This window comes from uncultured Tepidimonas sp., assembly GCF_938045175.1.
Taxonomy (GTDB): Bacteria; Pseudomonadota; Gammaproteobacteria; order Burkholderiales; family Burkholderiaceae_C; genus Tepidimonas.
The window spans coordinates 1-5,718 of the sequence record NZ_CALIND010000135.1; the positions used below are offsets into that span (position 1 = coordinate 1).

7 protein-coding genes are annotated in these 5,718 nt (G+C 69.3%); all 7 read right to left on the bottom strand.

The genetic code is table 11. The annotated features are described in order from the left end of the window. Nucleotides 1–396 (bottom strand): GTP-binding protein (locus tag Q0716_RS07115; protein WP_299021374.1); only part of this gene is annotated, 396 nt, incomplete at its 3' end. A 93-nt stretch (nt 397–489) separates the two neighbouring features. Next, nucleotides 490–2,019 (bottom strand): DegQ family serine endoprotease, encoded by a 1,530-nt coding sequence (locus Q0716_RS07120; RefSeq protein WP_299021377.1) that lies wholly within the window; start codon nt 2,017–2,019, stop codon nt 490–492. Between the two features lie 32 nt (nt 2,020–2,051). Beyond that, nucleotides 2,052–3,071, bottom strand: a complete 1,020-nt coding sequence (locus tag Q0716_RS07125) for a MucB/RseB C-terminal domain-containing protein (protein ID WP_299021379.1) — start codon at nt 3,069–3,071, stop codon at nt 2,052–2,054. 18 nt (nt 3,072–3,089) lie between these two features. After that, complete coding sequence (locus Q0716_RS07130; protein WP_299021382.1) at nt 3,090–3,749, bottom strand: sigma-E factor negative regulatory protein; 660 nt, start codon at nt 3,747–3,749, stop codon at nt 3,090–3,092. Between the two features lie 37 nt (nt 3,750–3,786). Next, complete coding sequence (gene rpoE, locus Q0716_RS07135) at nt 3,787–4,422, bottom strand: RNA polymerase sigma factor RpoE (protein WP_299021385.1); 636 nt, start codon at nt 4,420–4,422, stop codon at nt 3,787–3,789. Next, a complete protein-coding gene (locus Q0716_RS07140) occupies nt 4,419–4,928 on the bottom strand; it encodes a hypothetical protein (protein ID WP_299021387.1) in 510 nt (169 codons plus the stop codon). The genes rpoE and Q0716_RS07140 overlap by 4 nt, the downstream gene beginning before the upstream one ends. Before the next feature lie 3 nt (nt 4,929–4,931). Continuing rightward, the coding region (locus tag Q0716_RS07145) for a beta-ketoacyl-ACP synthase II (protein WP_299021389.1) at nt 4,932–5,718 on the bottom strand (787 nt) is incomplete at its 5' end.

Below are 5,718 nucleotides of genomic sequence, written 5' to 3' on the forward strand. Positions count from 1 at the left end.
CTTGTTGAGCACCGGCAGCACTTCCACACCCAGGTCGAGCGCGGTGTAGCAGTTGGCCACCGTCTGCGCTTCCACCCCCTGGCTCGCGTCCACCACCAGCAGCGCCCCCTCGCAGGCCGACAGGGATCGGCTCACCTCGTAGGAAAAGTCCACGTGGCCGGGCGTGTCGATGAGGTTGAGGTTGTACACCTGCCCGTCGCGCGCGGTGTATTGCAGCGCGGCGGTCTGGGCCTTGATGGTGATGCCGCGCTCTTTCTCGAGCTCCATGGAGTCGAGCACCTGCTCGGTCATCTCGCGCTCGCTCAAGCCCCCGCAGCGCGCGATCAGGCGGTCGGCCAGCGTGCTCTTGCCGTGGTCGATGTGCGCGATGATGGAAAAGTTGCGGATGTGCTTCATGGCGACAGAAAAAGGGCGCGCTCCAGCAGCAGCGCGCCCGATCGAATCAAACCCCCGATTGTAGGCGGTGCGGCACGCGCACGCCGCCACCCGTCAGGGACGCACCAGCACCCATTGGGCCCAATCGCCACGCCGGATCAGCAGGCCCAGGGGCCGCCCCTTGGGCCAGTCGGCGACGGCGCGCTCGAACTCGCGCACGCCCGAGACCGCCTGATTGCCCACGCCCACGATCACATCGCCCGGGCGCACACCGGCGGCTGCGGACGGGCCCGCCACCTCGTCGACGCGCACGCCACCGCTGAGCTTGAGCTCGCGCCGCTCGGCAGCGGTCAGCTCGCGCACCGTCAGCCCGAGCGGCCCAGCCTTGGCGGCCTGCGGCTTGTCGGCGGGCGCGGCGGCGGTTTCTTCTTCGAACGTGCCCACGGTCACGGTGACGGTCTTGGTGGCGCCACGCCGCCAGAGCTCGACCGTGGCGCGCGTGCCCGGCTTGGTATTGCCGACGATACGCGGCAGGTCGGCCGATTTTTCAATCGGTCGGCCGTCGAAGCGCAGGATGATGTCGCCCGGCTCGATCCCCGCCTTGGCTGCGGGCGAGCCGTCCTCCACCCCGCGCACGAGCGCGCCACCGGCACGCGGCAGGCCCAGCGCCTCCGCCACCTCTTTGTCCACCGGCTCGATCGCCACGCCGATGCGCCCGCGCGTGACCTTGCCCGTGGCCTTGAGCTGCTCGGCCACGCGCACCGCCTCGTCGATCGGGATGGCGAAACTGATGCCCATGAAGCCGCCCGAGCGAGAGTAGATCTGGCTGTTGATACCCACCACCTCGCCGCGCATGTTGATGAGCGGCCCGCCGGAGTTGCCGGGGTTGATGGCCACGTCGGTCTGGATGAACGGCAAAAAGTCGCCCGTCTCGCGCTGCTTGGCGCTGACGATGCCGGCGGTGACCGTATTGTCCAGCCCGAACGGCGAGCCAATCGCCATCACCCATTCGCCCACGCGCAGCCGCTCGACGTCGCCGATGCGCACCGGCTTGAGACCGGTGGCGTCGATCTTGACCAAGGCCACATCGGTGCGTTTGTCGGCCCCCACGACGCGCGCCTTGAATTCGCGCTTGTCGGGCAGGGTCACGATCACCTCGTCAGCCCCGTCGACCACGTGGGCGTTGGTCATGATGTAGCCGTCTGCGCCATAGACGAAGCCCGAGCCCACGCCGCGCTGGCGCTCCTGGGGGCCGCCAGGCCCAGGACGCTGGGGCGAGCGCGGAAACGCGCCCGGCGGCAGCGGGATGCCAAAGCGGCGGAAGAACTCGCGCATGTCTTCGTCGGGCCCGCCGGCATCGGGCTCGCGCTGCACGCGCTCGATGGTGCGAATATTGACGACCGATGGGCCCACCTCGTCGACCAGCACGGTGAAGTCGGGCAGACCAGTCAAGCGCGGCGCGTCGCCCGGCGTTGCCGATGCACTGGCTGCCGCAGCGCTGCGGGGTGCGGTCTGCGCGCCCACGCCGTGCTGGCTGGCGCCCCACACCAAGGCCACCGCCGCCAGCAGCGAGACGGCGGCCCAAACGGCCGAGCGGCGACGCGGCGACGCGGCCGTCACGGCAGAAGGTTCACGCATGTCCATGATGTCCTATCCTTGGTCTTGTCGAAACACACTCACCGGCTACGCTCCAGCGTAGCCAGAAATCGCTCCAGGGTCTGCGGAGGCACTTCACCGAGGGCAACGACGAGCTGACCCGCCACGCGCCGCGACAGCATGTGCGTTGCCCCCGCCCGCACCTGGTTGACAGACGTGCCATCGCCCGCGGGGAAAAACAACGACACCGACGCCAAACCATCCGAGAACACGCACTGCAGCGGGGACCTCGGTCGATTCGACTCCTCGACCCGCTGCCAGCACGTCACCGGCCGAAAGCCTGGCACCTCCGCCCCCAGGCGCCAGCCCTCGGCTTCGAGCGTGGTTTTGCGCAACGTCGGCCGCTCGATGTGGTAGCCGCGCGTGTCCTCCATCTGGCGCGCCAACACGTCCAGCCGCAGGGGCGCGTCGATCTGCAGTTCGGTGAACGCCACCTGCTCCAACACCTGCGCGCCACCATCGAGGGTTTGGAGCTTGAGCGCAAGCCCCGTGCGCTTCTCGGACCAGATGCGGTAGCCATAGCGCAGGGCGTCCCTGGGCAAAAACTCCACCACCCACGCGTCGAAGCCGGCCAGGCGCTCGCTGCCGCGCAGCTCGGCGCGATAAAAATCGGCCACATCGATACCCGGCACCTTCAGCGGCCCCGGAAACAGGCGCAGCAGCTCGCGGCGGTCGCGCACGGCCCATTGGCGCTCCGGCATCAGCGTCATCACCTCGTCGTCGCGGCGCCACGTCACCCGCGCGGGGCCGCTGAGCGCCTCGATACGCTCGATTTGCTGGCGCCCATCGCAGACGTGGGCGATGCGGGCGCTGGCGATCTCGCTGCCGCGCGTGACCACATAAGTGCCACTGTAAGCACGGTTGCGCGTGGCCTCGTGCAGACGGGCGATCCATCCTTGAATGTCGCGCGGCGGCTCTGCCGCGTCGCGCCCCATCGATGGTGCAGCCGCCGTCCACACGACCAAACCCAGGAGCACGGTCCCGACGCGCCGCGCCCAGCGCCGGCGGAGAGGGTCGAGGGCGATCGACTCGTGCATCATCGCTTGGGGGCCAGGGTGTCAGCGCGCCGGCACGTCATAGCTGGCCGCGCGCAGAAAACCCGCGCTGGTCTGCAGCGCCGAAGCGCCCCCCCACTGGCGGTGCGCGGCCATCCATTCCTCGATCTGGGGATCGCGGACCACGCCGCTGCTGGCGCTGGCGGGCACCACCGGCGCGGACACCACGATGGGCGCCGGGGCACTGTTGTGCGTACTCCCTGCCCACTGCGCCCCACCCGAGGGCGCACCGGGCAGCGCCCCTGAACCCCACACGACCGCGACGATGGCGGCCACCGCGGCTACGCCTGCCACCACCTTCCAGCGAAACACCGCGTCGTTGGCGGCCGGCATCCGCGCGGACACAGCCCCCGGCGTGGCCGCCTCAGATACCGACGAGGCCGCCACCAAGGTCTCGCCGGTCTCGTGCGCGACGCGCGCCATCACCGCACGCACGAACGCCGGGTCCGCCCCGCCGTGCGCCGCGGCCTGTGCCCGCAACGCCTGGCCGATGCAACGGTACGCATCCCACGTGGCGCGGTCAGCCGCCGCGTCGCTTCGGGTCAACAGAGCCTCGACCTGCGGCATCGTGCATTCACCATCGAACAGCGCGGACAGCCACTCGCCACGGGTGGCGCTGGCGTCGTCCGTACGGCACTCGTTCGCAGAGACTTCAGGCTTCATGGTCATTCATCCAGTGGGGTGACGCTATCCTGACATGTCACCAACGTTTGCCGCTTTGCCGCTCCAGCATCGGCTTGATACGCGCCGAAATCGCCTCTCGGGCGCGAAAGATGCGCGAACGCACCGTTCCGATCGGACAGTCGAGCGCTTGCGCGATCTCCTCGTAACTCAAGCCGTCGATCTCGCGCAGGGTAATCGCCTGGGCCAGCTCGGTCGGCAGCGCCTCGACCGCCGCCTGCACGGCCTGGGCGATCTCCTTGCTCGCCAGTACCGCCTCGGGCGTCTCGGTGTCGGCCACCTGGGCGTTTAGTTCCTGTTCCAGGCTGGAAGTTTCATCGCCCTCGTCCCCGTTGTGCAGGCTGCTCATGGTCACCACCGGATCGCGCTTGCGCTCCTGCAGCGCCTTCTTGGCGGTGTTGACGGCGATGCGGTAAAGCCAAGTGTAGAACTGGGCGTCGCCACGGAACTGGCCGAGTGCCCGGTAGGCGCGAATGAACGTCTCTTGCGCCAGGTCCTGCACCAGGTCGCTGTCGCGCACCAGGCGCGCGATCAGGCGCTCGACGCGGCGCTGGTATTTGATGACCAGCAACTCGAACGCGCGCGGGTCGCCCTCGACCGCGCGCTGGACGAGCGCGGCGTCGGCATCAGGGGAGCGGGGCGGATCATCTTTCATGGCGCGGGCGTGGCGGGCCCGAATATACCCGATCGCCCCTCGCCAGCGCTGGCAGCCAGCGCCCGTCGCAGCGCCAGCCAGTCGGCCGGGGTGGAGGCCTCGCGCTGCCGACACCACAGCCACAGACGCAAACCATCGGGCGTCCGCGCGTCGATCAGCACAGCGTACGGCGTGTCGATGGCCATGCGCGGCGCCGTCAGCGCCACCCCGTGCGGCCGCGCCGGGCTGATCCAAAACCACCGACCCGTCACCCCGAGGCCCGCATCCGGCGGCGCGCGATACAGCAATGTCCCCTGCAGCGGACGCCGCCAAACCCACGACGTCCAGATCGCCGACAGCCCTGTCCCAACCAGCATCAGCCACCAAGGGCTGGGCAAATCCGGGCGCTGCACCGCCCACAGCGCCAGGGCCAGCCCGGCCAGCGACCCGCCGACGCCGCTCATCCACGCCTCTGGCACGCGCGAGTGCACGGGCACGCGCACCTCGAGGGTGTCGCCGTCGTCCATGCGTCAGACGCGCTTGAACACCAGCGTACCGTTGGTGCCGCCAAAACCGAAGTTGTTCTTCAGCGCCACGTCGATGCGCGCATCGCGTGCGGTGTTGGCGCAGTAGTCCAGGTCACACTCGGGGTCGGGGTCGACCAGATTGATGGTGGGCGGAATCGTCTGGTGATAGAGGGCCAACACGGTGAAGACGCTCTCCAGCCCGCCCGCGCCGCCCAGCAGGTGACCGGTCATGGATTTGGTCGAGCTGACCACGACGCGGCGTGCGTGATCGCCGAGCGCCGCCTTGATGGCGTTGGTTTCGTTGACGTCGCCCAGCGGGGTGGAGGTACCGTGCGCGTTGAGGTAGTCCACTTGGTCCGGATTCAGACCCGCATTGCGCAACGCGCCCAGCATGGCGCGGCGCGGGCCGTCCATGTTGGGCGCCGTCATGTGCCCGGCATCCGCGCTCATGCCATAGCCTGCGAGCTCGGCATAGATGCGCGCGCCGCGTGCCTTGGCGTGCTCGTAGGATTCGAGCACCATCACCCCGGCCCCCTCGCCCAGCACGAAGCCGTCGCGCCCCTTGTCGAACGGGCGTGAAGCGGCCTGCGGATCGTCGTTGCGGGTCGACAGCGCGCGCATGGCAGCAAAGCCGCCAATACCCAGCGGTGAGACCGTCGCCTCGGTGCCACCGGCGATGACCACGTCGGCGTCGCCGGATTCGATCATGCGCCCCGCTTCGCCGATGCAGTGCAGGCCGGTGGTGCACGCCGTCACCACCGCCAAGTTGGGCCCTTTGAAGCCGTAGCGC